This is a genomic window from Kitasatospora sp. NPDC002551, assembly GCF_040296005.1.
Classification (GTDB): Bacteria; Actinomycetota; Actinomycetes; order Streptomycetales; family Streptomycetaceae; genus Kitasatospora.
In genome coordinates, this window is record NZ_JBEOWI010000026.1 from 90,363 (window position 1) to 116,476 (window position 26,114).

A 26,114-nucleotide genomic window follows, 5' to 3' on the forward strand; every position below is an offset into this window, starting at 1 on the left:
GGCGGGCGTACAGTGGCGAGGTTGGTCTCGAACGCCTGGCAAGGAGCAGCGGTGAGCGAGAACGTGCGGTTCATACGCATGGGCATGGGCGAGGGAGCCGTCCCGTACCAGGAGGCCTGGGAGGAGCAGCAGCGGCTGCACGCCCTGCGGGTCGCGGACGAGATCCCCGACACGGTGCTGCTGCTGGAGCACCCGCCCGTCTACACCATGGGCAAGCGCACCAATCCGGCCGACCTGCCGCTGGACGGCACCCCCGTGGTCGAGGTCAACCGGGGCGGCGAGATCACCTGGCACGGCCCCGGCCAGCTGGTCGGCTACCCGATCGTCAAGCTGCCGGACCCGATCGACGTGATCGCGTACGTGCGGCGGCTGGAGGAAGCGCTGATCCGCGCCTGCGGCGCGTTGGGCGTGGAGACCACCCGGGTCGAGGGCCGCAGCGGCGTCTGGGTGCTGGGCGCGTCCATCCCGGACGCGGTGGTGGACCCGGCGCAGGTGGTGGACATCGGCAAGCTCACCCTGCGGATGGGCCTGCCGCTGGGCATCGACCCGCGGCTGGCCGGCCCCGAGTACGCGCCGTCCAACGCCGGGCAGCGCGGCGACGACCGCAAGCTGGCCGCGATCGGCGTCCGGGTCGCGCGCGGGGTGACCATGCACGGGTTCGCGCTGAACTGCGATCCGGACATGACCTGGTTCGACAGGATCGTGCCGTGCGGCATCCGGGACGCCGGGGTCGCCTCGCTGGCCGGCGAGCTGGGCCGGGACTTCCCGGTCGCGCAGGCCCTGCCGCTGGTCGAGAAGCACCTGGCCGAGGTGTTCGCCGAGCTGCCGGAGCCGGCACCCGGCCGCTGAAGCGCGCCGCCCCCTTCCCCCTCCCCCGCGGCCTGCGGGAATCTACCCATCGGTAGCCCTGTTGCCCTGCGATTGCGGGGCCGCAGCCCCGGCGAAGGCCGTACAAGCACAGGCGTACCCTGGGGGTACCCCGTCTAGTTCTAGGAGTCGCACGTGTCCGCTGTCGCACCCGACGGCAGGAAGCTGCTCCGCCTGGAGGTCCGCAACAGCGAGACCCCCATCGAGCGGAAGCCCGAGTGGATCAAGACCCGCGCGAAGATGGGCCCGGAGTACAACGCCCTCCAGTCGCTGGTGAAGAAGGAGGGGCTGCACACGGTCTGCCAGGAGGCCGGCTGCCCCAACATCTTCGAGTGCTGGGAGGACCGCGAGGCGACCTTCCTCATCGGCGGTGACCAGTGCACCCGCCGCTGCGACTTCTGCCAGATCGACACCGGCAAGCCCGCCGAGTTCGACCGGGACGAGCCGCGCCGCGTCGCCGAGTCCATCGTCACCATGGACCTCAACTACGCCACCATCACCGGCGTCGCCCGCGACGACCTGCCGGACGGCGGCGCCTGGCTGTACGCCGAGACCGTGCGCCAGGTGCACGCGATGACCGCCGGCCGCGAGGGCGGACGCACCGGCGTCGAGCTGCTGATCCCGGACTTCAACGCGGTGCCGGAGCAGCTGGCCGAGGTCTTCTCCTCCCGCCCCGAGGTGCTGGCGCACAACGTCGAGACGGTGCCGCGGATCTTCAAGCGGATCCGCCCCGCCTTCCGCTACGAGCGCTCGCTGGACGTCATCACCCAGGCGCGCGCCGCCGGGCTGGTCACCAAGTCCAACCTGATCCTGGGCATGGGCGAGACCCGCGAGGAGGTCAGCCAGGCGCTGGCCGACCTGGTCGGGGCCGGCTGCGAGCTGATCACCATCACCCAGTACCTGCGCCCGTCGCTGCGCCACCACCCGGTGGAGCGGTGGGTCAAGCCGCAGGAGTTCGTCGAGCTGCAGGAGGAGGCCGAGGAGCTCGGCTTCGCCGGGGTCATGTCCGGTCCGCTGGTCCGCTCGTCGTACCGCGCCGGGCGGCTGTACCGGCAGGCGCTGGAGCGCCGGGCGCAGGCCTCGGTCTGATCCGGCCGGCCGCACCGGGACGCCGTCCGGAGCGGGTTCGAGCCATGTGAAGGGCGGAGCCTCGGCTCCGCCCTTTCGCGTTCACCACGCTTTGACGGCCAGGTCACGGGCTGGTAACACGGGGTGGTGACGATGGACCCGTCACGGGCGTTCGATTGTTCTCGGCCACGGCCACGAGGGGAGCTGTTCGGGATGCAGATGCGGATCGGGTCGGTCCGGTCGGTGGGGGTTGCGCTGCGGTTCGCCGAGAGCGTCCTGCTGTCCGGCGGGCAGCGGCAGGCCCGGCGCAACGCCTGGGCGGCCGTGTGCGAGAACCGCCGCCTCGCGGCCGACCGGCGGCACGACGCGCTGCTCCCGGGGGCGGCGGAGGGCACCGACGGGGCCGCCGGCGGGCCGCTGCGCCGCTAGCGCCGCCCCTTCCGGATCAGCCCGGCCGGCGGTGCCGGCAGGTCGCCCGGGTCACGGTTCGGGGCGAACGGGCACCCGGGCTTGGATATCCCGTACCCACGCCACGTACCATGAGCGTTATGGCGAGGGAAACATCCGAGAACCCCGGGCGGCTGAAGCAGATCCGCCAGGCGTACACCATGACCAAGAAGGTCGACACCAAGATCGGCCTGATCATCGCCGGCGTCGGCCTGCTGACCTTCGGCGTGTTCCTCGCCATCGGCTTCGCGATCGAGCACCCCGTCTACCTGGGCATCCTGGGCTTCATCGTGGCCTTCCTGGCCATGGCGATCGTCTTCGGGCGCCGGGCCGAGCGCGCCGCGTTCGGACAGATGGAGGGGCAGCCGGGCGCCGTCGCGGCGGTGCTGAACAACATCCGGCGCGGCTGGAGTGCCAACCCCACCCCGGTGGCCGTCACCCGCAGCCAGGACGCGGTCTACCGCGCCGTGGGCCGGGCCGGCATCGCGCTGATCGGCGAGGGCAACCCGAACCGGGTCCGCCAGCTGCTCGCGTCGGAGAAGAAGAAGATGGCGCGGGTCGTCGGCGACGTGCCGGTGCACGACATCGTGGTGGGCAACGGCGAGGGCGAGGTCCCGCTCAAGAAGCTGCAGATCCACCTGATGCGTCTGCCGCGCGCCATCACGGCCGCGCAGGTCACCGAGACCAACGACCGCCTGCGCGCGCTGGGCGACCTGCTCTCCAAGGCGCCCATCCCCAAGGGCCCGATGCCCAAGGGCGCCCGGATGCCCAAGGGCGGCCAGGTTCGCTGAGCCCCTCCCCGTCGACAGTCGGTACGGCAACGGCCCCGCCGCGGATGCTTCCGCGGCGGGGCCGTTCCCCGTGCCCGGGGTCCTTTCAGATCCGCACCTCGACCGTGCCGACCGCCTTGTCGTGCAGCCCGCGGGTGTCCCGGTCCCAGACCAGCGCCGGCACCAGCAGGCAGAGCAGCACGGTGCGCAGCAGCACCTGCGGGATGGTCGCCCGGCTGCCGTCCAGGCGGACGACCCGCAGCCCGAACAGCCGCTTGCCGACCGTCGTCCCGGTGGTGGCGAGCAGCAGCACGGTGACGGTGAAGAACAGCGGGGTGGTCCACATGTTGGCGGAGCCCGGCGAGCCCTTGGCGATCAGCCCGTAGGCGATCAGGGAGACCAGCCAGCCGTCGACGAACAGCGCGCCCATCCGGCGGCCGGGGCCGGCGATGGAGCCGGGGCCCTCCTTGGGCAGTCCGAGGCGCTCACCGCGGTAGCCGAAGTCGGCGCCCATCTTCTCGGCGGCCGCCTTCGGGCCGTCGATCCACGATCCCAACGCTTCTCTGGTGTCCACGAATCCACACTAACCGGGCGAACGCCGGGGACGGCCACCGCCTCCCCGCCGGACCCGCCACCGAAGAGTGAACCGGACGCCGCCGGCTTTCCCCCACCACCCCCAAGTGGTCTAGACCGATACACGGTCCCCACCTGCCGCGGCGAGGCGTTTTGTCCGGTCCCGTACGCCTTTGCCGCCCACCTGGCGACGGCGGTTAACATTCAGGAAACGACTGGGTCACCGACCGGAAACGGCCCGTTCCTAGGGTGAGCCCCATTCGCAACACCGAGGAGGATGGATGTTCAACAACGCCGCCGAAGTGAAGCAGTTCATCCAGGACAACGACGTGAAGTTCGTCGACGTCCGCTTCTGCGACCTGCCGGGCGTCTTGCAGCACTTCTCCGTACCTGCGGCGACGTTCGACCCGTCCGAGGTCCTGATGTTCGACGGCTCGTCGATCCGCGGCTTCCAGGCCATCCACGAGTCCGACATGGGCCTGGTCCCCGATCTCGCCACGGCCCGGCTGGACCCGTTCCGCCGGGACAAGCACCTCAACATCAACTTCTTCATCCAGGACCCGGTGACCGGCGAGGCCTACAGCCGCGACCCGCGCAACGTCGCCAAGAAGGCCGAGGCCTACCTCGCCTCCTCCGGCATCGCGGACACCGCGTTCTTCGGCCCCGAGGCCGAGTTCTACGTCTTCGACTCGGTCCGCTTCGACACCAGCGCCAACGCCTCGTACTACCACATCGACTCCGAGGCCGGCGCCTGGAACAGCGGCTCCACCGAGGGCGACGTCCGCGGCTACAAGGTCAAGTACAAGGGCGGCTACTTCCCCGTCCCGCCCGTCGACCACTTCGCCGACCTGCGCGCCGAGATGTCGCTGGAACTGGCCAGGGCCGGGCTGGAGGTCGAGCGCCAGCACCACGAGGTCGGCACCGCCGGCCAGGCCGAGATCAACTACAAGTTCAACACCCTGCTGCACGCCGCCGACGACCTGATGCTGTTCAAGTACATCATCAAGAACGTCGCCTGGCGGGCCGGCAAGACGGCCACCTTCATGCCGAAGCCGATCTTCGGCGACAACGGCTCGGGCATGCACGTCCACCAGTCGCTGTGGACCGAGGGCTCGCCGCTCTTCTACGACGAGCAGGGCTACGCCGGCCTCTCGGACACCGCCCGCTACTACATCGGCGGCCTGCTCAAGCACGCCCCGTCGCTGCTCGCCTTCACCAACCCGTCGGTGAACTCCTACCACCGCCTGGTCCCCGGCTTCGAGGCCCCGGTCAACCTGGTCTACTCCCAGCGCAACCGCTCCGCCGCGATCCGCATCCCCATCACCGGCTCCAACGCCAAGGCCAAGCGCATCGAGTTCCGCGCCCCCGACCCCTCCTCCAACCCCTACCTGGCCTTCTCCGCCATGCTGATGGCCGGCCTGGACGGCATCAAGAACAAGATCGAACCCCTGGAGCCGGTCGACAAGGACCTCTACGAGCTGGCCCCCGAGGACCACGCCAACGTCCCCCAGGTCCCCTCCTCCCTCCCCGCCGTCCTGGAAGCCCTCGAAGCCGACCACGAGTACCTCCTCGCCGGCAACGTCTTCACCCCCGACCTGATCGAGACCTGGATCGACTTCAAGCGCACCCAGGAGATCGCCCCGATCGCCCTCCGCCCCCACCCCCACGAGTTCGAGCTCTACTACGACCTGTAGGAGCACCTCCGGCCCGGGAAACCCGCCGGCGCCCGCGAGCGGACCGCCCGCGGGCGCCGGCGGCAGGGCCGCGGCCTGCTCAGGCGCCCTCGGGGCGATGGCCGGTGGGCTGCTCCAGGTAGCGGGCCGTCATCAGGTGGGAGAAGCCCATGATGGTCTCCTGCGGGCTGATCCCGGTGGGGCCCGGCAGGACGCTCGCGTCGCACAGCCGCAGGTTCGTGAAGCCGTGCGGGCGGCCCTGGGCGTCGCACACTCCGCCCAGGGCGGGTGGGCCCATGCGGCAGGACGCCATGGCGTGGACGGAGACGAGGTCCCAGCTCTCGGGCCGGCCGTGCTGGGCGAAGTCGGCCGCCTGCGCGGCGGCGGTCAGGCCGGCGGGTGCGGGCGGCAGCAGTTCGACCGCGCCGGCCTCCAGGAGGAGCTCGGCGGTGTGCCGGAAGGCGGAGCGGAGGAGGTCCCGGTCGCTCCCGGTCAGGCGGTGCCGCAGGACGGCGCCGAGGCCGGGTACCGCCAGCAGCCGTGCGGTGCCCCGGACGCTCACCTGGGTTGTGTAGACCGCGATCCGGTCGAGCTGGGCCAGCATCCGGTCGACGGTCCCGGCGGGGTGGGCGGCCAGCGCCGCGGCGAGCGACCCCGGCGTGAGGTTCGCGGGCATCACCCGCACACCCAGGTCGGCGAACTCCTGCAGTTGCGCGGTGAAGATGGTGCCCTCGGTGGCGCGGACGGATTCGCCGAATCGCGCCACCGTGCGGAAGTTGACGTGGAACGCGATGGCCCGGCCGGGGCCGCGTCCGCCGATGGCGCTGCGCCGCAGCAGCAGCGCGCTGCCGATCGGCCCCGCGGCCAGGAACACCGTCCGCGGGAGGTAGCGCAGTCGTCGGCCGTCGCGCAGGGCGTGCACGGCCGTGACCCGGGTGCCGTCATGGTCGAGCCGGACGACCCGGGTGTCGGGCTCGATGACCGCTGCGAGCCGTTCGGCGGCGGGCAGGTAGCTCACCAGCATGCTCTGCTTGGCCCCGGTGGGGCAGCCGGTCACGCACCGGTTGGCGTGCCGGCAGCCTCGCACCGCCCGGCGGGCCGGTGCCCAGCGCCAGCCGAGCCGGTCGGCCGCCTGGGCGAGCAGCACCGAGTCGCGGTTCCCCTGCCCGGGCGGCTGGTCGACGACACCGAGGCGCCGCTCCGCCTCGGCCAGGTGGGGGGCGAGGTGGTGGGCCCGGAAGCCGTCGACACCGGCGGACGCCCAGCACTCCAGCAGGTGTTCGGGAGGACGCCAGAACAGCCCTCCGTTGACCACCGTGGTTCCCCCGACGCAACGCCCCTCCCCGAAGGGGATGGTGGGTGCGCCGTGGATGGGAACCAGACCGCCCTGGCGGTAGAGCAGGCGCAGGTTCTCCGCCGGGGACGCCCGGGTGATCCGTGCCTGCGGGACGAGCGGGCCCTCCTCCAGGACGCGGACCTCCCGGCCCGCTCCGGCGAGTTCCAGGGCCGCGGCGCTGCCTCCGGCTCCCGAGCCGATCACCAGGGCGTCGCAGCGGACGGTGCGGACGGTCCTGGTCATCCGAACCCCTGCCGAGGCGTGGCGCAGGGGCCGTCCAGAGCGCCGTGCAGGGCCAGCGCGAGGCTCACCCTGAGCAGTTCGGCGCAGCCGGGCACCGTGGACAGCCGGTCGGCGACCCGTTGCGGGCGGGTCCGGTCCGAGGTGCCCCGGAACGGGCCCGTCGGGTCCGCGAGGACGGCGGCGACCGGGAACACCCGCATCAGCAGGGCGAGCACCAGGCGGTACGGCGCCGGGAGGGCGGCCAGGGTGGCGGCCGTGTGTCGGACCGCGGCGGCCTGGCGGGACGGTTCGGACAGGGCCGTGCAGCGGCCCGCCCAGAGCGGCGGGAGCCCGGCGGAGCGTACGCGCCGTTCCCAGACCCGCAGGCGACGGTGCTCCCGCGCGGTACGGAACCCTTCGGCGGGCGGTGCGGGACGGGCCGCCGGGGAGCTCATGCGGTGACCTGCTCCCTGGCCAGGCCCGCCAGGAGACGGGGCATTCCCTTGGCCAGGACCGCGTCCAGGGCTTCCAGGAAGAGGTCGAGGTCGGAGTCCTCGGCCACCAGGGGAGGAGCGGCGATCAGGGGGAGGTCGTGGTTGGAGCCGTAGTAGGTGAGCACGCCGTGGTCACGGTAGAGGGCGGCGACCACGGCGGCGGTGGCCAGCTTGGCCCCGGCCTGCGGGTCGCGCGCGAAGGAGGACGGCAGCAGCCGCAGCGCGTGGTCGAGGGCGGCCGGACCGTGGCGCAGGACGACGCCCTGGAGAGCACCGGCGCCACGGACCTCCGCGATCAGGCGCGGGTGGCCGGCGGCGAGGGCGGTGAGGCCGCGGCGCAGCCGCTCGCCGAGGTGGCGGGCTCTGGCGGGGTAGTCGTCCTCGACCGCGATCGCCACGGCCTCCAGCGCGGTGACCGTCTCCTCCCCGAACCCGTAGTAGGTGGTGCTGTGCAGGGTGGCGTCGGGGAGCGAGTCGTAGGCTCTGCGGAAGACCGGCTCCCTGGCCACGTAACCGGAGATGGAGGCCTTGCCGCCGCCGAAGGACTTGGAGGTGGTCACCACGTCCGGGACCAGGCCGGGGTGGCGCATGAAGTGGAAGAGCGAACCGGTCCTGCCCCAGGAGGTGTAGACCTCGTCGAAGATCAGGACGATGTCGTGCTCGGTGCACAGCCGGCGCGCCTCGCGCAGGAACTCCTCCGAGCACTCGCGGAGACCGGAAGCGCTGAAGGGTTCCAGGACCAGCGCGTAGACGTCGCTCTCGCCCTCGGGCGTGGTGTGCCGCTCCAGGGCCAGTTCGAGGGAGCGGAGGTCGTCGAAGGCGAAACCGTCCGTGCCGGGGATCCGCGGGAAGGTGAAGTGCACCTCCGGCGAGGTGGTCAGGCTTCCGGCGCCGAGCAGCTTGCCGTGGAAGGCGATGTCGGTGTGCAGAACGGTGCCGCGATGGCCGCGGTGGTACTTGTAGGCCATCTTGAGGGCGCCCTCGACGGCCTCCGCGCCCGAGTTGGGGAAGTAGCTGACATCGAGATCCGCGGGCAGCAGCTGAGCCAGGTTGTGCCCGAGTGCGGCGACGTACGGTGAGAAGTAGTTCTTGTGCACCTCCATGCGCCGCAGTTCCTCGAAGCGCCGGCGAGCGGCCAGGATGCGGGGGTGGTTGTGGCCGTGGTTCAGGACGCCGATCCCACCGGTGAAGTCCAGGACCCGCCGCCCGTCGCGCAGGGTGATCCAGCAGCCCGAGGCGCTGTCCACGGCATCGCGGCCGAATCCGAAGGCGGAGAGCAGCGTCACCTGGCCTCGGCTGACATGACGGCGGTAGAGCTCGTGCACCCGCGCGATGGGCATCCGCTCGCAATCCTCGGTGCTGATCAGGGAGTTCATGGCGTCCCCTCCTCGGGGCCGGACCGCGGACCCGTGCCGTGCCCGGCGCCGGGAGGCCGTGGATGGGGGGCGGTGCGGCGGGCGGTGCGCATCCGGTCGGCGATCAGGCGGCCGACGTGACGCCCCTGCCGCACGGCGTAGTTGGTGCCCCGGTCCTGGGGGTAGACCTGGGCCATGCTGGCCAGGTAGAGCCCCGGCACATCGGCCTCCATCGCCGGGATGCGGTCGGAGTAGTGCGGGGTGATGACCGGCTGGGCGTGATCGGCCCGCCAGACGTGGTAGCGCCGGACCCAGTCGCGGTGGAACTGCGGGAACATGCGGCTCAGGTGCGGAAGGCTGGCGTGGAACACCGCCTCGTCGTCCATCCGGTACAGCTCGGCGCTGGCCGGAAGGTAGGCGGACAGGTAGACCAGGTGACGCCCGGCGTAGGCGTCGGAAGCCTCCAGGTTGGTGTGCTCGATGACGCCGACGTAGGGGAACGACGGGTCGGTGACGTTGAGCCAGTAGGTGTCCGAAAGGGACCGGTCGGTCTGCAACACCAGGCACAGATTGGCGAGGTAGGGGATGTCGGACAGTCGCCGGCGGACGGCGGGAACGTCCGGATGGGGCGGTGGTCCGGCGGCGGCGGGGGCGAGGAAGCCGGCGAGCAGGTCCGGTGCCGTGGTCGCCAGGACCCGCCGTGCGGGCAGGACTCCGCTCTCGGTGCGGACCCCGCACACCCCGTGGGCGTCGGTCAGTACCTGCCGTACCGGGGTGCCCGTGCAGATCCGGACTCCCAGGTCGGTGAGGCGCGAGACCCAGGCGTCCAGCAGGGCGGCGCAGCCGCCCCGAAGGTAGTAGAGGACCTCGCGGCCGCTGTGTGACCGGCTGCCACCGCGCAGGTGGAGCTTGGTCCACATCCAGGTGGCGCCGACCTCGGTCGCGTACTGGCCGAACTTGCCCTCCAGCAGCGGACGCCAGACCGTCTCGTAGACCTGCGGCCCGCTCAGCTCCAACAGCCACTCGCGGGCCGTGAGGTCCTCCAGGTCCCGCCAGTGCTTCACCCGGTGGGCACGCACCGCGGACCAGCCCAGCCGGACCCGGTCGGGCAGCGGGAGGGGGGCGAAACGCAGCACGTCCCACGGGCTCGACAACCGGTACACCGAGTTCGCGTAGTAGAGGCCGGTCCGGGTCCGGTGCGGCTGGAGCAGGTGGGAGCAGCCGAGTTCCGCGCACAGCCCCCGGACCTCCAGATCGGAGGAGAACCAGTGGTGGTAGAAGCGTTCGAGCCGCACTCCCCCGACCTCGAACGACCCTGCCAAGCCGCCGACGTACGGCTCACGCTCCAGCACCCGGCAGGCCACCCCGGCCAGGGCGAGCTCGTGGGCGGCGGCCAGGCCGGTGAACCCGCCGCCGATCACCAGGACCTCGTCGCCGGGCGCCCGGGCCGGCGCTCGGCCGTCCTGCCGCGCCCCCGCCATCGGGCCGCTCACGAGGCCGCCGCCCGGTCGTCGGGGCCCGTCGGGCCCGCGGGGCGGCCGCGAGTCCGGTCGTACTCCTGGGACGCGCAGCCCGCCGGTACGCCGAGGCACGGCGGTCGGACGCCCAGCGCCCGGGCGCCCCGCGGTGCCGTGCGGCCGGTCGGAGCGCCGGAAGGGCCGAGCGACTCATCAACGCCTGGTGCGCCGGACCTTCCCACCGGACGAGGTCGACGGACGCACTCCGCCGTGGTCTCGGGGAAGTCGGACATCGCTGCTCCCTTCGAATCCTCCGGTGCTGTTCCGTCCGAAGGCGATGGGTACGGGAGGTGTGGAAGGTCCGGGCGGCGCGGGCCGGGCCTCGCCCGCAGCGGAGGCGCCCTCCGCCCCGCCGAAGGAGACGCCGCTGCGCGGGGAGGGCATCGGAACCGCCTCGGGCGATTCGGGCTCCCAGTGGACCGTAGCACCGTGCCTCGCTCTCGTCCTGCGGAGAAGCCGCTGACCTGCCGCGATGCCTGGAGATCCGACTGCTGATCCGTGAACGTGCGACCGTCCGGGTGGGCGATCGCCCGGCGAGTCCGCGCTCGGACCGGATCCGGACCCCCTGTTCCCGCCGATCCTTCCGGGGCCGGTGGGGCGGCGGGCCGCCGTCCCACCGGCCCCGGGGCCCCGGGGCCCCGGGGCTCTCGGGAGGGTGGTGAGGGCGCAGCCGGGCGGTGGTGGTCGGGGCGGGACGGTCGTGCGGGTCAGTCGAGCCAGCGGCCCTCGCGCATCAGCTCGCGGCCGGCGATCTCGTTCGCCTCGCGCCAGGCCTGCACGCGGCGGGGCGTGACCCGGAACCAGCTGTACGACGCGGCGGAGGCGCGCGGGTCGAAGCCGGTCCGGGCGGCGAAGCGGTCGGCGTGCTCGGGCGGGAGGGCGTCCATGCCGAACACCTCGACCCCGCCCTCGACCATGCAGACGTCCCGGGTGTGCCCCAGGGCGAGGCGGGCGGTGCCGGTGGCGGCGAGGTTGCGACCGGTCGGGCTGTCGGTCGGGGTGGCGAGCAGCAGCGCCTCGCCGTCCCAGTCGAAGGAGAGCGGGACGAGGTACGGCACGCCGGTCGGCGAGGCCGTGGACACCCAGACGTCGACGTCGTGGGCGAGGCGGTGCTCGGCGTCCTGGCGGCGCAGGGTGCGGGGGCGCGGTGCGGTCATGGTCTGTCGCTCCTGTCGGGGTGGTCGGCCGGTTGGGTGACAGCCTCTCGCGGACCGCGTGCGGCCCGCCTCCGTACCGGCCGCGGAAAGGGGTACGGAGACCGGCGCTCAGGGGCCGCACACGACGCCGCGGTGCCCGCGTCCGTGATCTCGCCCCGCGAAACCGGTGGCCACGGCCGCTCCGGGGAAAGAGACTTGGCCCATGGGGACGAGGAGCAGGGCGGCGGCCAAGGTCACGCCGACGGTGTACGTGTCGGTGGACGTCGAGGCGGACGGGCCGATCCCCGGCCCGTACTCGATGGTCAGCTTCGGCGCGGTGCCGGCCGGCTGGCACGACGCGGACGGCTTCCGGCGGGCACCGGCCTCGGCGGCGGGCTTCTACCGGGAGCTGCGCCCGGTGTCCGACACGTGGGTGCCCGAGGCGCTGGCCGTCTCCGGGCTCGACCGGGCGGCGCTGCTCGCCGGCGGCACCGATCCGGCCGTCGCCATGGGCCAGTTCACACGCTGGCTGGAGCAGTTGCGCACCGGCCCGGACGGACGGCGGTACCGGCCGGTGATGGTGGGCTATCCCGCCGTCTACGACTGGCAGTTCCTCCACTGGTACCTGGTCCGGTTCACCGGCTCCAGCCCGTTCGGCCACTCGGGGTGCCTGGACGTGAAGACGCTGTACGCGGCCCGCTCGGGCGTGCCGTTCGCCGGGATCGGCAAGCGCTCGATGCCGCCGGAGCTGCTGCCCGGCCTGCCCCACACCCACCATGCGCTGGACGACGCCCGGGAGCAGGCCGTGCTGTTCGCCAACGTGATGGAGTGGGACGGGCCGGACGCGCTCAGCGGACGGTGACGGGGAGGGTCTCGTAGCCGCGCAGGACCAGGCGGTCGCGGCGGGTGGGGACGCCGCCGGGGGCGAGCCGGGGGAACCGGTCGAGGAGGGCCGGGACGGCGATGTCGGCCTCCAGACGGGCGAGTTGGCTGCCGAGGCAGAAGTGCGGGCCGCCGCCGAAGCTGAGCGGCTGGCTGTCGGTGCGGGCGGGATCGAAGCGGTCCGGGCGCGGGTAGCGGGCCGGGTCGTGGTTGGCGGCGCCCAGCAGGGTGAACACCACGGTGCCGGTCGGGGCGGGCACTCCGGCCACCGCGAGGTCGGGGGCGGTGGAGATCCGGGAGGTCAGCTGGACCGGGGAGTCGTAGCGCAGCACCTCGTCGGTGAAGAGCGAGGGGTCGAGGGCGCCGGTGCGCAGGCCCTCGGCGGCCTCCGGGTGGCGGAAGAGCAGGGCGAGGCCGTTGCCGAGGAGGTTGGTGGTGGTCTCGAAGCCGGCCACCAGGAGGAGGACGAGGTTGCTCAGCAACTCCTCGCCGGAGATCCGGTCCGGGGAGTCGGCGGCGATCCGGGCCAGGTCACTGACCAGGTCGCCGGTCGGGCGGGCCAGCCGCTCGGCGGTCAACTCCGCGAAGTAGACAGCGAGTTCCTCGGCCGCCACGTCGGCCGCGGCCAGTTCGCCGAGGTCCTGGACGAGTTCCAGGGCGATGGTGAGGTCCGAGGCGAGGCCGCGGAAGCGGTGGCGGTCCGCGGCGGGGACGCCGAGCAGTTCGCAGATCACCTCGACCGGAAGGCGGAAGGCGAAGGCGTCCATGAAGTCCACCGGCGAGCCGTCCGCCCCCCGGTCGGCCAGCTCGTCCAGCAGCCGGACCACCGCGGCCCCGACCGCCGGCCGCAGGGCGGCGACCCGGCGGGCGTTGAAGGCCGAGGCGATCAGCGAGCGCACCCGGCCGTGGTCCGGGGCGTTGGCCTGGAGGATCGAGCGGCCGAACAGCACGACGGAGGGGTGGGCGAGCAGCTCCGCGCTGTTGGCGGCGAGGGCCCTGGTGTCCTCCAAGGCGAAGGCGGGGTTGCGCAGCACCTGGTTGACGGCGGCGTGCCCGACCGCCAGGACCGCGCCGGGGCCCGCCGGGACGGCCGCTCCCAGCTCGTGCGCCCGCGCGTACAGCGGGTAGGGGTCCGCGCGCCCCTCGGTGGTCATGAGCTGCTCGATGATCGACGCGCCGTCCATCCGGCCTTCCCCTCCGTGGAACCTACTCCGGACGGACAACTGTCGGCGGGCGGAGGGGAGTTCCCGACAGGGGGCGGCGGCCGGTCGGCGCCTGCGGCGCGGCACCCGACGCGGGCGCGGCGGCCGGACGGGGAACGGTCGGTAGGCTGGCGGGATGGAGATCTGGATCAACCCGCGCTGCGGGAAGTGCCGTACCGCGCTGAACGGGCTGACCGGCGCGGGTGTCACGTACACCGTGCGGCGCTACCTGGAGGACCCGCCGAGCGTCGCCGAGCTGGAGCAGGTGCTGGAGCGGCTCGGCCTGGAGCCGTGGGACATCACCCGGACCGACGAGCAGGTGGCCAAGGATCTCGGCATGAAGCAGTGGGGCCGGGAGGCGGGCGACCGCGCGCGCTGGCTCGCGGCGATGGCCGAGCACCCGATCCTGATCCAGCGCCCGATCATCACCGCGGACGACGGACACGCCGTGGTCGCCCGCACCCCGGAGGCCCTGTCCTCCGTCCTGCCCTGAGTCCCCGCCCCTCGGGGACGGCGGCCCTCAGCGGCGCTCGAACCGCCGCACCGGCTCGCCAGGCCGCCAGGAGCTGATCCGCACCGCGTCCCCCTCGACGGTGGTGTGCACGACCTGCTCCAGCTCCAGCCGGAAGGCGTGGTACGGGCCGGGCGGCGGCTCGGACAGCTCGGCCTCGTAGGCGGCGATGTCCGTCTCGTCGGTGAGCTCGACGGCCCGGCCGGACAGCTTGGAGTCGCCGTCGGCCAGCGTCTCGTCGCTCGGGTTGCTGTGCAGCGCGAAGCGGGGGTCGCGGCGCAGGTCGAGGGCCTTGACCGCGCCGAGCATCGACCCGAGCATCAGGTCGGCCCCGACGAAGTCCACCTCGATGCCGCTCACCCGGGGCGAGCCGTCGCTGCGGAGCGTCGCCAGGACGTGGTGCTTGTTGGCCTCGAAGCGGGCCCGTACGGCGGGGGCCAGGTCCGGTGCCTCGTGCTCGAAATCCTGCCAGGTAGCCATGGCGCCAGTGTGGCACCGGGCGCCGACGACCGCCGTCCGGTGCCGGTGCCGTGCCCGGTGTCGGTGCCCGGTGCCACACTGGCCGGGTGACCACTACCACCACCTACATCGCCTTCCTGCGGGCCGTGAACGTCGGCGGCCGGACGGTGAGGATGGAGCGCCTGCGCGCGCTGTTCGGCGAGCTGGGCCTGGAACGCGTCGGCTCCTACATCCAGAGCGGCAACGTCTTCTTCACCGCCCCGGCCGCCGGCGCGGCGGGGCGGGCCGCGCTCACCGAGCGGATCGAGCACCACCTGGAGGAGCGGCTGGGCTTCCCGGTGCCGGTGCTGCTGCGCACGGTGGACGAAGTGCAGGCGGTGCTGGACGCCGAGCCCTTCGCGGGTGTCGAGGTCACCCCGGACGTCCGGCTCACGGTGAACTTCCTCTCCGAGCCGCTGCCCGCCGACTTCCCGGTCCCCTACACCTCGCCGAAGGGCGACTACGAGGTGATCGGCGCCGACCCCGGTACCGCGTACGTGGTGGTGCACCTGAAGAACGGCAAGTGGGTCACCAGCGGTGCGCTCTTCGGGAAGTCCTACCGGGGCTCGGTCACCTCGCGCTTCCTGCACACCACGGCCAAGATCCTCGCCGCCGCCCGGAAGGCCTGACGCCGCCCACGCCCCCCCGGAGACCCCGCTGGCACCACCGCCCGGTCCGCGCCGCGGGGGCGGTACGGCCGGCCGGCGGGAGGCCGGGCGGCGGGCGGCTAGTGGTGGGTGCGGGCTTCCTGATGGAGTGGCGGTCCGGGGAATCTGGACAGGTCGGCGGGGGCGGCCGAGAATCGGTCCATGATGTCGCGTGAGAACCGGACCCGGGTGGTCAGGCCGTCCGAGGCCGAGCGGGAACGGGCGCTCGGGGTGCTGCGGGAGGGCGCGGGGAACGGCCGGCTGTCGCACGACACCTTTCTCGGGCGGCTCGACCTCGTCCTCCACGCGGGCAGCCGCGCCGAGCTGAACGCGGTGATGGCGGACCTGCCGGCCGGGAACCCGGTGGGACGCTTCGCGCTGCGCGCGGTGGGGCGGGTCTCCGCGTTCGGGGTGCGGCTGGGCGAGGCGTGGCGCTCCGAGCGGCTGCCGGGACTGAGCCTCCCGGAGGCCGGGTCCGGGCAGTTGACGATCGGCAGGATCCCCGGGTCGGGGCTGCGGCTGAACGACGCGTCGGTCTCCCGGCACCACGCCGAGCTGCGCCGGGAGGGCGACGGCTGGGTGCTGTACGACCTCGGGTCGACCAACGGCACCCACGTGAACGGGTTCCGGATCGTCGGCGGGGTGCGGGTCCGGGCGGGCGACCAGGTGCGGTTCGGCAACCTGGAGTTCCGGCTCGCCTCGGCCTGAGCCCCGCGGCGCCGGTCCGGGCCGCGCGGCCCCGGCCGCCCCGCCGCCGCCGGGACCGTCGGTGCCCGGCTGTCAGTGCGGGAACTGGCGGGGCGGGCGCTGGGCGGGCAGCGAGTCCTGGAACTCGCCGATGGTGCTCGCTATCTGACGCATCAGCACGGTCTCCTCCAGCCGGTCGAGGTAGCGGTGCTCGCCGGCCAGCGCCTCCACCGTGACGCCGAAGTAGAGCGTCATCAGCGGATTGACGAAGAGCGTGCTGTTGCTGGTCCGGGCGGTGAACCGGACGTCGCCGAACTCGCCGCGCAGCGCGGCCGCCACCGAGCCCTGGACGATGCTCGGGTGCGCCGGGAACGCCGCCCGGGCGTGCTCGACGGCGTCCAGGTAGAGCACGCCCTCGCGGCTGTCGCGCGGGACCGAGAAGGCGCCGAGGTAGCCGCCGGCCCGTTCGAGCGCGGCCAGGTTCTCCAGCACCAGCGCGTGGTTGACGCCGTGGTAGGCGTCGATGCCGAAGCCGAGGCAGGCGACCAGGCGCTCCGGGACCTCGGTCAGGCCGGCGACCGCGGCGAGGCTGGCCATGTCCTCCTCGGGCGTGCCGAGGCCCGCCTCGTCGCCGCGCATCAGGATGTCGGTGCCGCCGTCGACCAGCAGGACGGCGTCGATCCCGAGCCGGCCGGCCAGGGCCCGGTAGGCGGCGCGCAGCGGCTGCACGCCGGTCCGCGGGAACGCCCAGACCGCCTCGGGCATGCCGTGCAGCCGGAGCCAGCGGGCCAGCGTCCGCTCCGGGAAGTAGCCCTCGGGGGCGGGGGTGTCGGGACCGACGAGGGCCAGGTCGGGCTCCTGCCAGACCTCGGCGGGCAGGGCGTCGAGCGCGCTGAAGGAGAGGTTGGCGAGGTGCACCTCCTTGCCGGCCGCGCGCAGGGCGAGGGCGAGCGGCAGGCCCGCGTAGACGTCGAATCCGCCGCCCGCGCCGGCGATCAGGATGCGCTCGGCGGCGAGCAGACGGGTGATCAGCGGGGGCTGGAGAAGGGAGGTCACCGGGGGACGGTAGCACTGCGGTCGCGGGCCGCGGCAGGCGGCGATCGGACGGGCCGGGTCGTCGGCGGCACCAGTGTCAGTGGCGGGTGCTTGGATGCGGGCATGGACCAGGACACCGTGCAGAGCACCCTTGCCGCCGAGGTACTGCGGGACGCCGAGGAGCGGGCCCGCGAGCTGATCCGGTGCGGCTTCCAGGAGCCGGACGAGATAGCCGAGTCCCTGGCCGAGGACCTCGACGACCAGGGACTGACGGTGGAGGAGGCGGAGCGGATCGTCGCTCCGCTGTGGCAGGAGCGTCTGCGGGAGCAGGCCGCCTGGCCGGAGACGACCGACGTCGACCGGCTGGAGGCCGCCTTCGACGCCCTGGAGGAGCTGGGCATCGTCGCCGCGATGGACTTCACCTGCTGCGCGGGCTGCGGCTACGCCGAGATCGGGGGCGAGGCCGACGAGGACTCGCGCGGGTTCGTGTTCTTCCATCAGCAGGACACCGAACGGGCCGCCGCGGGCGGCGGGTTGATGCTGCGGTACGGCGGGTTCCAGGTGGACGGCGAGCCGACGGAGGCGGCCGTGCGGCGGACGGCCGGGGTGGGCCGCGACGTCGCCGCGGCGCTGACGGCGGCCGGGCTTCCGGTGGAGTGGGACGGCTCACCGGAGACGGCGATCGCGGTCACGCCGATCAGCTGGCTCAACCGCCTGCCGGAGTAGCGGTCGCTCGCCACCCCTTCCCGGGACGGCGGACGACGGCCGGCAGACGGCAGACGGCAGACGGCAGACGGCGGCGGCGGGCAACGGTCAGCGGACGACCTGGAGTTCGGCGCTGTGCTCGCGCGCGTTCGCGTGGCGCAGGGTGACCGTCACGGCGCCGATGACGGTCGCCTTGTCCTCGGTGAGGGTCCTGGTCTCGTCGCCGAGCCTGACCTCGGCCGTGGTGTCGGTGATCCGGCCGACGGTCAGCCAGAGGGTCTTGCCGCTGCCGAAGACCTCGATGGTGTTGGCGGCCTCGGAGGAGTCGGTGCGGACGGTGACGGTGCAGCTGATGTCGTCGAGGCAGACCGAGACGCCGCCCTTGCACGCGGTGAGGCCGGCGCCGAGGAGCAGCACGGCGCCGGCCGCGAGGGCGGCCGTGCGGACGGCCGGTACCCGGCGCCGGCCGGGCCGGGGCGACGGGCCGGGGCGACGGGTCGGACGTGGAGCCGGGCGGTCATCCTGGTGGCGAGCGGCGGGCACGCTGGTCATGGCACCGACGGTAGGCGGGCACCGGGGTGCCGGGCATCGGCCCCCGGCGGTACCCGGCCCCTGGCCCATCCCGGATTCCGCGACCCGCCACCACCCGGCCGGGCGGGGGTAAACCCCTAGGGGGCGGAGGGAGTTGACAAAGGCTTCAGCGAGGCTCCGACGCCGGCCACGACGATCGCCAGACCGCGTTCGAAGCGCTGCTCGAAGTCGCCGAAGATCTCCCGGCCCGCGGCGGCGGCGAGGGCGTACTCGGGGTCGATGCCGGCGGCCCGCCGGTCCGGGTCGTAGCCGGGTGCCCGCTCCCCCGGCACCGGGTGGACGGCCTGCTCCTCGATGACGAAACCGATGGTGAACGCGTACGCGGTGGTGAGGGCCAGCACGGCGTCGGCGAGGGCGAAGCCCGCCCGGTCGAAGACGGCGAGCAGGGCGTGCTGCCCGCCGGTGTGCCCGGAGTCGGTGAGCCGGGTGCCGCTGAAGACCTTGGCGCCGTCCCGGTAGCCGAGCAGCCCGTCGCGCAGGGTGCGGCAGGTGCCGGCGAGCGCCTCCCGCCAGTCGTCCGGGAGCTCGGGCGACCCGGCCGACATCCGGCGGAGCATCTCGGTGGCCATCTCGTCGAGCAGCGCCTGCTTGTTGGCGAAGTGCCAGTACAGCGCGGGGGCCTTGACGTCCAGCTCGGTGGCGATCCGGCGCAGGGTGAGCCCGTCCAGCCCGGTCTCGTCGAGCAGGCGCAGGGCGGTGTCGACCACCTGGGCGCGGTCCAGCTTCGGCGGCATGTCGCGCTCTCCTCCACGGCGGCTGCTCTCGTTCCAGCCTTGACAATTTAACACCGTTAAGCCGATGCTTCCGGATGTCCGCCACTTAACAACGTTAAGGAGAGTGTGCGATGGCGCACGCCCAGAACCGGAACAGTACGGACGTCCTGATCGTCGGCGCCGGGCCGACCGGACTGACCCTCGCCTGCGACCTGGCCCGGCGCGGGGTCTGCGCGCTGCTCGTCGAGCAGGCCCCGGCGCTGTTCCCCGGCTCGCGCGGCAAGGGCCTCCAGCCCCGCACCCAGGAGGTCTTCGAGGACCTCGGCCTGCTCGCCGCCGTGCACGCCGCCGGCCGCCCCTACCCGCGCATGCTGAGCTGGGAGAACGGCGAGCGGCAGGGCGAGTGGGACCTCGTCGGGGCCCGCGGGCCGGACCCGACCGTGCCGTTCCCGGCGGTCTGGATGCTCCCGCAGTGGCGCACCCAGGAACTGCTGCACGACCGGCTGCGCCAACTCGGCGGCGAGGTCGCCTTCGGCACCGCGCTGAGCGGCCTCGACCAGCACCCCGACCGGGTCGAGGCCCGGCTGACGGGCCCCGACGGCACCGTCCGCACGGTGACCGCCCGCTACCTGGTCGCCGCCGACGGCGGGCGCTCCACCGTCCGCAGGGCGGTGGGCATCGCGATGACGGGCGAGCAGGTCGACCCGCGCCCCGCCCTGGTCGCCGACGTCGAGATCGACGGCCTGGACCGCGTGAACTGGCACTGCTGGCCGAAGGCGCCCGGCGGTGCGCTGCTGCTCTGCCCGCTGCCGAGCACCACCGCCTTCCAGCTGTTCGCCCAGTTCGGCGCCGCGGACGGCGGCGACGGCGCCGAGGACGGCGCGGAGCCCGACGCCTCGGCGGAGGGCGTGCGCCGGACGATCGCGGCCCGCACCCACCTGCCGGAGTCCGCCGTCGGCGCCGTGCACTGGGCGTCCGGGTTCCGGCCGCGCGCGGCACTCGCCGAGCGGTTCCGCGAGGGCCGGGTCTTCCTGGCCGGCGACGCGGCGCACATCCACTCCCCGGCCGGCGGGCAGGGCCTCAACACCAGTGTCCAGGACGCCTACAACCTGGGCTGGAAGCTCGGCCAGGTGCTACGGCACGGCGCCGACGAGGCGCTGCTGGACAGCTACGAGCAGGAGCGGCTGCCGATCGCCGCCGACGTGCTGGAGATCTCCACCCGGCTGCACCGCGCGGGCGGCGTCCGGGCCGGCGGACTGCGGCGCGGCCCGCGCACCGAGCAGCTCGGCCTCGGCTACGAGGACGGCCCGCTGACCGTGGAGGCGCGCCCCGGCCTGCCCGAGGACGCGCTGCGGGCCGGCGAGCGGGCCCCCGACGCCCCGCTGGACGGTGCCGAACCGGACGGCGCGCCGGTGAACGCCATGGCCGGGCGCCGGCTCTTCGAGCTCTTCCGCGGCCCGCACGTCACCGTGCTCGCGATCGGCCGCCCGCTGCCGCGACTGCCCGCCGCGGTGCGCGGACACCGCGTCGACGGCGGCCTCGCGGAACGGACCTACGGGCCGGGCCTGTTCGTCGTCCGGCCGGACGGCTACCTGGGCCTGGCCACCCACGACCCGGCCGACCTGCCGGGCTACCTGGCCCGCTTCGGCCTGCGCTGAGACCCGCGCCCGGACCGCGGGCCACGGACCACAAGCCACACCCCACCCACCGTCCAGGCATACGCCGCCGGCATATGCCACGCGCGTAGATCAACGACCCGCGAAAGACCCGGCGCTCACTCGCCCGCCGCGTCCCAGGCGCCGGGCGCCCCCCACAGCGGCGCCGTGCACCGCTGGTAGGTGGCCTGCCAGTGCGGCCAGTGCCGGGCCACCATGTCGTCGCAATCGGCGAGCAGCCGCTCGACCACCGCCGGCTCGACGCCGTCCAGCAGCCAGGCGAGCGCGTCCGGACTGCCCGGGCCGTCGGCCGAGACCAGCACGTCCAGCAGCTCGGGCAGGCTGCCGACCCGCGAGTTCTCCGCGAAGACCCGCTCCATCCGCGGCAGCAGCTGGCGCTCCTCGATCCGCAGGTGGGTCTCCAGCCGGGCCGCCAGGTCCTCGATGGCGTAGGCCACCGGCCAGACCGAGCCGGTGTCCCGGCTGGCGATCCGCACCAGGGTGGTGACCCGGGTGAACGAGTGGTCGAGGTTGTGGTGGTCCGCCTCCAGCCAGTTCAGCAGCAGCCGCAGCTCGGGCGCGAACCGGCGCACGATCGGCCAGATCCGGGTGTCCTGCTGCTCGTGGTGGCAGGTCAGCATGGCGGTGACGAAGGTCCAGTGCCGCAGGAGCGCGGCCCCCTTCTCGTCCTCGTCGGGCTGCAGCAGTCGCAGCGCGTTGGGCAGCCTGGCGAGGTCCCGGCGGAGCGCGGCGTGCACCAGCCGCAGTCCGGCGAAGCGGACGGCCTGCGGTTCCTCGTCGACGATGCGCTCGTGCGCGGGGCCGCCCTGGGCGGGCACGGCCGGCGACACGGGGGACGCTACGGGCAGCAGGTAGCTGGGCATGGCACTCTCTTCACGCTTGGGCCGGGCTTGGCTCGACCTGACACAACGGGCGGGCTGGCGCTCCCACCACAGTGATGAGAGGACATCAGAGGCGAATCAATGTCCGATTGACGTGCAGCTCAGCGGCCGTTCGACCCGCTCCGGCAGGCGCCCGGGCAAACGCGGCGCAACATTCCGGCGCGACCGTCCCGCGCATCAGGACGAGGGCTCGTCCGGGCGGTCGGCGAAGGCCGGCGGGGCCCGGCGATCCGCCGAGCCCCGCCCGTTCCCGGCCCCTGCGGGCTCAGTCGCCCTGCGGCCCCGCGAGGTTCTTGCTGAGCCACTGCAGGGTGTCCGGGATCATCTTCTTGAAGTCGGTGGTCAGGTGCTTGCCGCCGGGCTGCTCGTAGTACTCGACGGTGAGCGGCGGCACGGCCTTGGCGACCCAGGCCTTGACCAGCTTGGTCTCGTACGCGTTGGCGCCGCCGGCGGTGGCCAGCATCCGCACGTCGGACTTGCCCTGGGCGACCAGCAGCTCCGGGCTGTTGGCCTGGCGCTCGGCCTCGTGTCCCTTCCAGAGCGGCGAGTCGGGGTTGAAGTAGCCGTCGATCGGGACGGCGGCCTTGAAGGTCTCCGGATGCTGCAGGGCCAGCTTGGCGCTGCAGAACGCGCCGGTGGAGGCGCCCATCAGGCCCCAGCCGTCGCGGCCCTTCACGGTGCGGAAGTTGGCGCGGACGAAGTCGGGGATGTCCTCGGCCATCCAGGTGCCCATCCTGGGCTGGCCCGGGATGTCGGCGCACTCCAGGGCCTTGGCCTCGTTGGATTCGAGGTTCTGCACCGGCATGATCATGATGAACGGGTGCGCCTTGCCCTGCTTGACGAGGTCGGCGTCGATCTCCTGGATCGGCAGCTGGTTGTCGGTCCAGGTGTTGTAGCCGGCGCTCTGACCGCCCGCGTACAGGGTGAGCACCGGGAAGCCGGTCCTCGCGTACTTGGGGTCGTTGTACTCCGGCGGGAGCCAGACCCACACCTTGCCGGTGACCCCGGACTTCGGACCGGTCAGCGTGGTCATCATGATCTGACCGGCGGCGGTGTCCCTGGCCTTGCTGAACGCGGCCTGCGGGCCGGTGGGCATCAGCACCTTGCCGGACGCCGCGGGCGGCGCCGTCGTGGCCGCGGCGGTCGTGGCCGGCGCCGTCGTGGCCGGGGCGGGCGTGGCCGCGGGCGAGCCCGAACCCGCCGACGGGGAGCCGGCCGCCGAGGACGAGGAGGAGGACGAGGCCGGCGAGGCGCTCCCGCCCTTCGCCGCGTCCCCCGACGCCCCCGCGTTCCCGCCGTCCGAACTGCCGCAGGCCGCCAGCGCGGCGGCCAGGGTGAACGCGGTGGCGCCGGTCAGCACGGCGCGGAAACGGGAGGACTGCGGCTGCACGGTGAGAACTCTCCGACCGGTGTCACGCCCGCTCCCACGGAGCCGGGCGGCGGCCCCCGGGTGGGGCCGGACAGACCCGGGGCACGACTGAGTGCGGGACCCCCGGGAGACCGCGCGCCGCCCTCACGGAGGCGCGCCGTCCTGCGATCTTATGACGTGCCCCGCCACACCCCGGTTGCGCGTTGGCCAGCACCGATCCAATGTTTGCTCCCGATCGGGTAAAGCCCCCGGCCCACCCCTCCCAACCGGCGGGCCCCCGTCCCCGCCACTCGACGGGGTCCGCCCGGACCGCCGGGCGCGAGGCCGGGCACGAGACCGGGCACGGGTGACTCCGGGGCCCGGATCCGTCACGATCGGAGCACCCGACCGACCCGAGGAGCCCGCCATGTCGGAACGCATCGCCGTCGTCACCGGAGCCGGAAGCGGCATCGGGCGGGCCGTGGCGCTCGAACTCGCCGCCGGGGGGTGGCGGCTGGTGCTCGCCGGGCGGCGGGAGGAGGCCTTGCGGGAGACCGCCCGGATGAGTGGCGCGCAGACGGCCGCCGTGCCGACCGATGTCACCGATCCGGGGGCCGTGGACGCGCTGTTCGGGGCCGCGGTCGAACGCTTCGGGCGGGTCGACCTGCTGTTCAACAACGCCGGGACGTTCGGCACCGCGGCCACCGTGGACGAGCTGGACGTCGACGAGTGGCGGGCGGTGGTCGACCTCAACCTCACCGGCGCCTTCCTCTGCGCCCGCGCCGCGTTCCGGCAGATGCGGGCGCAGCGGCCGCAGGGCGGGCGGATCATCAACAACGGCTCGATCTCCGCGCACGCCCCGCGCCCGCGCTCGGCCGCGTACACCGCGACCAAGCACGCCGTCACCGGGCTGACCAAGTCCCTCTCCCTGGACGGCCGTCCGTACCGGATCGCCTGCGGGCAGATCGACATCGGCAACGCCGCCACCGAGATGACGGCCGCGATGAGCAGCGGCGTGCCGCAGGCGGACGGCCGGATCGCCGTGGAGCCGACGATGGACGTCGCCGACGTGGCCCGCACGGTGCGGCACATGGCGGAGCTGCCGCTGGAGGCGAATGTGCAGTTCGCGACGGTCATGGCGAGCGCGATGCCCTACGTCGGCCGCGGCTGAGCCGGAACGGCGACGGGCCCCCGTCCCGCCGGAGACGAGGGCCCCTGATCGAGCGGCGGCTACGGGCGCCAGGTGTCGTTCAGCGTCACCTGGCCCGAGGCCGGCACGGTCGCGGTCCGGTTGGCGCCGGACTCCCAGGTGACGGCGCCCGAGGCGTCCTTGCGGATGTACTTGTACTCGAAGGACGTACCGGCGGGCATCGCCACGTCGAGCTTCCAGAGCGGGTAGGCGGCCGACGAGAGCGGCAGCGCACCGGCCGTGTTCCAGTTGCCGAGCGCGGCGTTGTCGCCGACGAGGTGGATGTTCTGCCCGTAGACGGTGGTCGCGCCGACGGCGAAGGAGGCCCCGCCGGTGACCGCCGTGCCACCACCGGGCGCGCCGACGTACAGCGCGACGGCGTCGCCCGCGCCGACGGTCGCGGTGAACCGCCCGTCCGAGCCGACCGTGTAGGACGGGCCGGTGCAGCCGCCGGCCGCCGGGTCGCCGTGCTGGACGTCGCAGTAGGAGCCGGCCGGCAGCGAGGTCTGGAAGGTCCGGGTGATCGGCCCGCTCTCCCGGTTGACCGCCACGAAGCCCTTGCCGCCCCGGCCGAAGGCGATCGCGTTGTTGCTGTTGGACCACCAGTCGGTGAGCCCGGTGCCGGCCACCGCGTTGCGGAAGCCGACCATGTTGGCCACCTGCCGCCAGGCGTGGGTGCAGTTCCAGCCGTCCTGGTAGCAGGCGTTCACGGTGCCGCCGTTCGGCGGGCCGTCGTCGTGGCCGGTGAAGGCGTAGCCGGAGTACACGTTGGGCGAGCCGTACGGGTGGGCCAGCATGAAGACGTTGGCCAGGGTGTACGTCGAGCCGTCCTTGTGGGTCAGCGTGGAGCCGTTGCGCTCGGTGTCCCAGTTGTCGACGAAGGTGCGGGCCTTGTCGGTGGGCAGCAGGCCGCTGCCCCAGCCGGAGAGGTCGGCGAGCCGGCCGCCCTGGAAGGCGCTCTTCAGCCAGGTGCCGGAGCGGAACTCGTCGACGTCGCCGGTGCCGGTGTACTCGGAGGGCTGGACCGGCTCGCCGGCGCCGTAGATGACCTCCTGCACCCAGTAGGCCTGGGGCTTGGCCGTCCTGGCCTTGATGGCGGCGAGGTCGGCGGCGGCGATGTGCTTGGCGGCGTCGATCCGGTAGCCGTCGACGCCGAGCGAGGCCAGGTCGTCGAGGTAGCGGGCGACGGTCTGCTGGACGTAGGCGCTGCCGGTGTCCAGGTCGGCGAGGTTGACCAGCTCGCAGTTCTGCACGGTGGAGCGGTCGCCGTAGTTGTTGCCGATCGCGGTGCGGCAGGAGTGGAAGTCCCAGTCCTGGTAGAAGCCGGGGTAGGTGTACTTGCCGTAGCCGGTGCCGCCGGTGCCGGTGCCGGAGCCCGCGGACATGTGGTTGATCACCGAGTCGGCGATCACCTTGACGCCGGCCGCGTGGCAGGTGTCGATCATGCGCTTGAAGGCCGTCCGGTCGCCGAGGCGCCCGGCGATCTTGTAGCTGACCGGCTGGTAGGAGGTCCACCACTGGCCGCCCTGGATGTGCTCCTGGGGCGGCGAGACCTCGACGAAGCCGTAGCCCTTGGGGCCGAGGGTGTCGGTGCAGGCCTTGGCGACCGAGTCGAAGCGCCACTCGAAGAGCGTCGCCGTGACGTCCCTGCCGTTGCCGGGCGGGGCGGCCCGGGCGGCGGGGGCGGCGCCGAGGGCGGCGGTGAGGGAGAGCGCGAGGGCCGCCGAGGCGGTGAGCGCGCCGACTGCGCGAGCAGGGGTGACCACGTTGTCTCCTGAGGGGGTGGCTGAGGTGGGGGCAGCCCGGGAACCACGCGTGAAAGCTTGCTGAAACGTTTCAGAAACTTGCAGCGCCGAACCTAGAGGCCCGACCGGGGGCCGTCAATACCCCGCGCACCGGCCCGCGCACGACACAGGGCCCGGCGGTCGCACCCGCCGGGCCCTGCCCCTGTCTCACCTGGTTGTCGCCGGTTCCACCGGCGCCGGGTCAGCTCGTGGCGATCGAGGTGTCGTCGATCACGAAGCTGGTCTGCAGCGACGCGTCCTCGGTGCCGTTGAACTTGAGGGTCACCGTCTGGCCGGCGTAGGCCGA

The 26,114-nt window shown here is 73.4% G+C and carries 26 protein-coding genes; 12 read left to right on the forward strand and 14 right to left on the reverse strand.

Going from position 1 to position 26,114, the window contains the following annotated elements:
- Positions 1–78 precede the first annotated feature (78 nt).
- From lipB to ABT093_RS22295, 4 genes are all read left to right on the forward strand, one after another.
- A complete protein-coding gene (gene lipB, locus ABT093_RS22280; protein ID WP_502884288.1) occupies positions 79–849 on the forward strand; it encodes a lipoyl(octanoyl) transferase LipB in 771 nt (256 codons plus the stop codon).
- A gap of 153 nt (positions 850–1,002) precedes the next feature.
- Positions 1,003–1,956 (forward strand): lipoyl synthase, encoded by a 954-nt coding sequence (gene lipA / locus ABT093_RS22285; protein ID WP_350566845.1) that lies wholly within the window; start codon positions 1,003–1,005, stop codon positions 1,954–1,956.
- Between the two features lie 198 nt (positions 1,957–2,154).
- The gene (locus ABT093_RS22290; protein WP_502884289.1) at positions 2,155–2,364 is read left to right on the forward strand and encodes an SCO2195 family GlnR-regulated protein; all 210 of its coding nucleotides are present in this window, start codon (positions 2,155–2,157) and stop codon (positions 2,362–2,364) included.
- A gap of 110 nt (positions 2,365–2,474) precedes the next feature.
- Entirely contained in the window at positions 2,475–3,173 is a 699-nt protein-coding gene (locus ABT093_RS22295; protein ID WP_502884285.1) for a DUF4191 domain-containing protein, read from the forward strand.
- Positions 3,174–3,258: 85 nt separating this feature from the next.
- On the opposite strand, the gene ABT093_RS22300 is transcribed toward ABT093_RS22295, so the two are convergent.
- A complete protein-coding gene (locus ABT093_RS22300) occupies positions 3,259–3,726 on the reverse strand; it encodes an RDD family protein (RefSeq protein ID WP_350566853.1) in 468 nt (155 codons plus the stop codon).
- A 280-nt stretch (positions 3,727–4,006) separates the two neighbouring features.
- Between ABT093_RS22300 and glnA the strand changes: the two genes are divergently transcribed.
- Positions 4,007–5,419, forward strand: coding sequence for a type I glutamate--ammonia ligase (glnA, locus tag ABT093_RS22305; RefSeq protein ID WP_350566856.1), 1,413 nt, complete (start codon positions 4,007–4,009; stop codon positions 5,417–5,419).
- Positions 5,420–5,498: 79 nt separating this feature from the next.
- On the opposite strand, the gene ABT093_RS22310 is transcribed toward glnA, so the two are convergent.
- The 5 genes from ABT093_RS22310 to ABT093_RS22330 form a co-directional block, all read right to left on the reverse strand.
- Positions 5,499–6,977, reverse strand: a complete 1,479-nt coding sequence (locus ABT093_RS22310; RefSeq protein WP_350566859.1) for a GMC family oxidoreductase N-terminal domain-containing protein — start codon at positions 6,975–6,977, stop codon at positions 5,499–5,501.
- Complete coding sequence (locus ABT093_RS22315; protein ID WP_350566861.1) at positions 6,974–7,411, reverse strand: hypothetical protein; 438 nt, start codon at positions 7,409–7,411, stop codon at positions 6,974–6,976. Before ABT093_RS22315 ends, ABT093_RS22310 begins: the two co-directional genes overlap by 4 nt.
- A complete protein-coding gene (locus ABT093_RS22320; protein ID WP_350566864.1) occupies positions 7,408–8,826 on the reverse strand; it encodes an aspartate aminotransferase family protein in 1,419 nt (472 codons plus the stop codon). Before ABT093_RS22320 ends, ABT093_RS22315 begins: the two co-directional genes overlap by 4 nt.
- The gene (locus ABT093_RS22325; RefSeq protein ID WP_350566867.1) at positions 8,823–10,298 is read right to left on the reverse strand and encodes an NAD(P)/FAD-dependent oxidoreductase; all 1,476 of its coding nucleotides are present in this window, start codon (positions 10,296–10,298) and stop codon (positions 8,823–8,825) included. The genes ABT093_RS22320 and ABT093_RS22325 overlap by 4 nt, the downstream gene beginning before the upstream one ends.
- Positions 10,299–11,029: 731 nt before the next feature.
- Complete coding sequence (locus ABT093_RS22330) at positions 11,030–11,479, reverse strand: pyridoxamine 5'-phosphate oxidase family protein (protein ID WP_350566870.1); 450 nt, start codon at positions 11,477–11,479, stop codon at positions 11,030–11,032.
- Positions 11,480–11,681: 202 nt separating this feature from the next.
- Here ABT093_RS22330 and ABT093_RS22335 point away from each other — a divergent pair, with 202 nt between their 5' ends.
- Positions 11,682–12,320 carry an exonuclease gene (locus ABT093_RS22335; protein WP_350566873.1) on the forward strand — a complete coding sequence of 213 codons (639 nt, stop codon included), beginning with the start codon at positions 11,682–11,684 and terminating at the stop codon, positions 12,318–12,320.
- Here the strand turns inward: ABT093_RS22335 and ABT093_RS22340 are convergent.
- The gene (locus ABT093_RS22340; protein WP_350566875.1) at positions 12,307–13,524 is read right to left on the reverse strand and encodes a cytochrome P450; all 1,218 of its coding nucleotides are present in this window, start codon (positions 13,522–13,524) and stop codon (positions 12,307–12,309) included. The genes ABT093_RS22335 and ABT093_RS22340 overlap by 14 nt on opposite strands.
- 154 nt (positions 13,525–13,678) lie before the next feature.
- Here ABT093_RS22340 and ABT093_RS22345 point away from each other — a divergent pair, with 154 nt between their 5' ends.
- A complete protein-coding gene (locus tag ABT093_RS22345; protein ID WP_350566877.1) occupies positions 13,679–14,035 on the forward strand; it encodes an arsenate reductase family protein in 357 nt (118 codons plus the stop codon).
- A gap of 27 nt (positions 14,036–14,062) precedes the next feature.
- Here ABT093_RS22345 and ABT093_RS22350 read toward each other — a convergent pair whose 3' ends face one another.
- A complete protein-coding gene (locus ABT093_RS22350) occupies positions 14,063–14,533 on the reverse strand; it encodes a pyridoxamine 5'-phosphate oxidase family protein (RefSeq protein WP_350566879.1) in 471 nt (156 codons plus the stop codon).
- Positions 14,534–14,619: 86 nt separating this feature from the next.
- On the opposite strand from ABT093_RS22350, the gene ABT093_RS22355 reads away from it, so the two are divergent.
- Together ABT093_RS22355 and ABT093_RS22360 are read left to right on the forward strand one after the other, a co-directional pair.
- Positions 14,620–15,180 (forward strand): DUF1697 domain-containing protein, encoded by a 561-nt coding sequence (locus ABT093_RS22355; protein WP_350566881.1) that lies wholly within the window; start codon positions 14,620–14,622, stop codon positions 15,178–15,180.
- A 180-nt stretch (positions 15,181–15,360) separates the two neighbouring features.
- Positions 15,361–15,906 (forward strand): FHA domain-containing protein, encoded by a 546-nt coding sequence (locus tag ABT093_RS22360; protein ID WP_350566883.1) that lies wholly within the window; start codon positions 15,361–15,363, stop codon positions 15,904–15,906.
- 72 nt (positions 15,907–15,978) lie between these two features.
- Here the strand turns inward: ABT093_RS22360 and ABT093_RS22365 are convergent, their stop codons facing one another.
- Positions 15,979–16,941, reverse strand: a complete 963-nt coding sequence (locus ABT093_RS22365; protein ID WP_350566886.1) for a DUF1152 domain-containing protein — start codon at positions 16,939–16,941, stop codon at positions 15,979–15,981.
- Between the two features lie 102 nt (positions 16,942–17,043).
- On the opposite strand from ABT093_RS22365, the gene ABT093_RS22370 reads away from it, so the two are divergent.
- Positions 17,044–17,646 carry a DUF6891 domain-containing protein gene (locus tag ABT093_RS22370; RefSeq protein WP_350566888.1) on the forward strand — a complete coding sequence of 201 codons (603 nt, stop codon included), beginning with the start codon at positions 17,044–17,046 and terminating at the stop codon, positions 17,644–17,646.
- Between the two features lie 87 nt (positions 17,647–17,733).
- Here ABT093_RS22370 and ABT093_RS22375 read toward each other — a convergent pair whose 3' ends face one another.
- Entirely contained in the window at positions 17,734–18,177 is a 444-nt protein-coding gene (locus ABT093_RS22375) for a hypothetical protein (RefSeq protein WP_350566890.1), read from the reverse strand.
- Positions 18,178–18,293: 116 nt separating this feature from the next.
- Positions 18,294–18,950, reverse strand: coding sequence for a TetR/AcrR family transcriptional regulator C-terminal domain-containing protein (locus tag ABT093_RS22380; protein ID WP_350566893.1), 657 nt, complete (start codon positions 18,948–18,950; stop codon positions 18,294–18,296).
- A 110-nt stretch (positions 18,951–19,060) separates the two neighbouring features.
- On the opposite strand from ABT093_RS22380, the gene ABT093_RS22385 reads away from it, so the two are divergent.
- On the forward strand, positions 19,061–20,587 hold the full coding sequence (locus ABT093_RS22385) for an FAD-dependent monooxygenase (protein ID WP_350566895.1): 1,527 nt from the start codon (positions 19,061–19,063) through the stop codon (positions 20,585–20,587).
- Positions 20,588–20,703: 116 nt separating this feature from the next.
- On the opposite strand, the gene ABT093_RS22390 is transcribed toward ABT093_RS22385, so the two are convergent.
- Both ABT093_RS22390 and ABT093_RS22395 read right to left on the reverse strand, forming a co-directional pair.
- A complete protein-coding gene (locus ABT093_RS22390) occupies positions 20,704–21,468 on the reverse strand; it encodes a hemerythrin domain-containing protein (protein WP_350566897.1) in 765 nt (254 codons plus the stop codon).
- A 283-nt stretch (positions 21,469–21,751) separates the two neighbouring features.
- On the reverse strand, positions 21,752–22,876 hold the full coding sequence (locus ABT093_RS22395) for an alpha/beta hydrolase (protein WP_350566899.1): 1,125 nt from the start codon (positions 22,874–22,876) through the stop codon (positions 21,752–21,754).
- A gap of 385 nt (positions 22,877–23,261) precedes the next feature.
- Here ABT093_RS22395 and ABT093_RS22400 point away from each other — a divergent pair, with 385 nt between their 5' ends.
- On the forward strand, positions 23,262–24,005 hold the full coding sequence (locus ABT093_RS22400; protein ID WP_350566902.1) for an SDR family oxidoreductase: 744 nt from the start codon (positions 23,262–23,264) through the stop codon (positions 24,003–24,005).
- Between the two features lie 59 nt (positions 24,006–24,064).
- Here ABT093_RS22400 and ABT093_RS22405 read toward each other — a convergent pair whose 3' ends face one another.
- The gene (locus tag ABT093_RS22405) at positions 24,065–25,789 is read right to left on the reverse strand and encodes a carbohydrate-binding module family 20 domain-containing protein (protein WP_350566904.1); all 1,725 of its coding nucleotides are present in this window, start codon (positions 25,787–25,789) and stop codon (positions 24,065–24,067) included.
- Positions 25,790–26,114 lie beyond the last annotated feature (325 nt).

Coding starts and splice junctions, on each gene's coding strand:
- lipB (WP_502884288.1), top strand. CDS start 79: ATGGGCATGGGCGAGGGAGCCGTCCCGTACCAGGAGGCCTGGGAGGAG.
- ABT093_RS22310 (WP_350566859.1), bottom strand. CDS start 6,977: ATGACCAGGACCGTCCGCACCGTCCGCTGCGACGCCCTGGTGATCGGC.
- ABT093_RS22350 (WP_350566879.1), bottom strand. CDS start 14,533: ATGGCTACCTGGCAGGATTTCGAGCACGAGGCACCGGACCTGGCCCCC.
- ABT093_RS22375 (WP_350566890.1), bottom strand. CDS start 18,177: ATGACCAGCGTGCCCGCCGCTCGCCACCAGGATGACCGCCCGGCTCCA.
- ABT093_RS22290 (WP_502884289.1), top strand. CDS start 2,155: ATGCGGATCGGGTCGGTCCGGTCGGTGGGGGTTGCGCTGCGGTTCGCC.
- ABT093_RS22320 (WP_350566864.1), bottom strand. CDS start 8,826: ATGAACTCCCTGATCAGCACCGAGGATTGCGAGCGGATGCCCATCGCG.
- ABT093_RS22295 (WP_502884285.1), top strand. CDS start 2,475: ATGAGCGTTATGGCGAGGGAAACATCCGAGAACCCCGGGCGGCTGAAG.
- ABT093_RS22360 (WP_350566883.1), top strand. CDS start 15,361: ATGATGTCGCGTGAGAACCGGACCCGGGTGGTCAGGCCGTCCGAGGCC.
- ABT093_RS22385 (WP_350566895.1), top strand. CDS start 19,061: ATGGCGCACGCCCAGAACCGGAACAGTACGGACGTCCTGATCGTCGGC.
- ABT093_RS22370 (WP_350566888.1), top strand. CDS start 17,044: ATGGACCAGGACACCGTGCAGAGCACCCTTGCCGCCGAGGTACTGCGG.
- ABT093_RS22335 (WP_350566873.1), top strand. CDS start 11,682: ATGGGGACGAGGAGCAGGGCGGCGGCCAAGGTCACGCCGACGGTGTAC.
- ABT093_RS22330 (WP_350566870.1), bottom strand. CDS start 11,479: ATGACCGCACCGCGCCCCCGCACCCTGCGCCGCCAGGACGCCGAGCAC.
- ABT093_RS22315 (WP_350566861.1), bottom strand. CDS start 7,411: ATGAGCTCCCCGGCGGCCCGTCCCGCACCGCCCGCCGAAGGGTTCCGT.
- glnA (WP_350566856.1), top strand. CDS start 4,007: ATGTTCAACAACGCCGCCGAAGTGAAGCAGTTCATCCAGGACAACGAC.
- ABT093_RS22390 (WP_350566897.1), bottom strand. CDS start 21,468: ATGCCCAGCTACCTGCTGCCCGTAGCGTCCCCCGTGTCGCCGGCCGTG.
- ABT093_RS22345 (WP_350566877.1), top strand. CDS start 13,679: ATGGAGATCTGGATCAACCCGCGCTGCGGGAAGTGCCGTACCGCGCTG.
- ABT093_RS22340 (WP_350566875.1), bottom strand. CDS start 13,524: ATGGACGGCGCGTCGATCATCGAGCAGCTCATGACCACCGAGGGGCGC.
- ABT093_RS22400 (WP_350566902.1), top strand. CDS start 23,262: ATGTCGGAACGCATCGCCGTCGTCACCGGAGCCGGAAGCGGCATCGGG.
- ABT093_RS22380 (WP_350566893.1), bottom strand. CDS start 18,950: ATGCCGCCGAAGCTGGACCGCGCCCAGGTGGTCGACACCGCCCTGCGC.